This is a genomic window from Streptomyces sp. NPDC055287 (genome assembly GCF_053646035.1).
In genome coordinates, this window is sequence record NZ_JBSHNE010000037.1 from 12,474 (window position 1) to 13,485 (window position 1,012).

The following is a 1,012-nucleotide window of genomic DNA, read 5'->3' on the forward strand; positions in this document are numbered from 1 at the left end:
TTTCCCCCCCCCTCCCGGCCATGCCCGTTTGCCCACCGGTGGGGGGGATGTTTTTGGTTTTTATGGGCCCGCGGTTTCCGGGCCCCCCCCGGCCCACGCCCCCTGTTCGGGGAGATCACCATGGACAAGAAGAAGACTGGACGCAAACCCCGCGACATCTCCAGCACGAGCGGGCCGGCCGCACCGCTCGCCCTCCTGATGCAGCAACTGCGCCCCGACAACGTGCCTTTGAAGCAGCTCCGCGAGAGGTCCGGCCTGTCCGTCTCCACGCTCTCCAAGGTCACCAACCCGTACCGGGTCGCGTCGTGGGAGACCATGACGGCCTACCTCACCGCCCTCGGACAGGACCCGAACCACTGGCGGCCCGTGTGGGACAAGTACGCCGACGAGAAGCAGCGCCGTGCGGCCGGCCTGCCTGAACTGCCGAAGCAACGGGCCGTCTACCGGCGAAAGCTCCCCCAGCACGTCCTGCACTTCGAGGACTTCGCGATCGGCATGCTGGACCTGATCGTCATGCAGAACGTGCAGTACAAGCAGATCGTCTCGCGCGCCCGGCAGGCCGGGGTGTCCTTGTCGATGGCGACCATCTCGGACGTCTGCAACGGCAAGAAGCTGCCGACGGAGTCCGCGCTGGAGGGCATCCTCCGCGGCCTCGGCTTCACCGAGGCCGACGCCGAGTACAACGAATGGTTTCAGGCCCGCTACGTCCTCGACGCAACTCGCCGCCGGGAGAAACTGCAGGCCAAGGACATCACGTTCCGCAACTCCGGGCAGCCGCGCCGTGTCCGGCAGATGCGTACGCGCGTACGCGGGCAGGACTGACACCCCGTACCAGCACCACCGGAGGCTCCCGCCGCAGCCAGCGGCGGGAGCCCCACGCGATTTCCCCCTACACGCCGTACCCTCGACCTCGGCGTCCTCGACCTCGGCGTCCTCGACCTCGGCGTCCTCGACCTCGGCGTCCTCGACCTCGGCGTCCTCGACCTCGGCGTCCTCGACCTCGGCGTCCTCG

Annotated in this window: 1 protein-coding gene; it reads left to right on the plus strand. The window is 68.4% G+C overall.

Going from position 1 to position 1,012, the window contains the following annotated elements:
* Positions 1 to 120: 120 nt before the first annotated feature.
* A complete protein-coding gene (locus ACWIHY_RS33240; protein ID WP_454380021.1) occupies positions 121 to 822 on the plus strand; it encodes a hypothetical protein in 702 nt (233 codons plus the stop codon).
* The last annotated feature ends 190 nt before the right edge of the window (positions 823 to 1,012 follow it).

Coding starts and splice junctions, on each gene's coding strand:
- ACWIHY_RS33240 (WP_454380021.1), top strand. CDS start 121: ATGGACAAGAAGAAGACTGGACGCAAACCCCGCGACATCTCCAGCACG.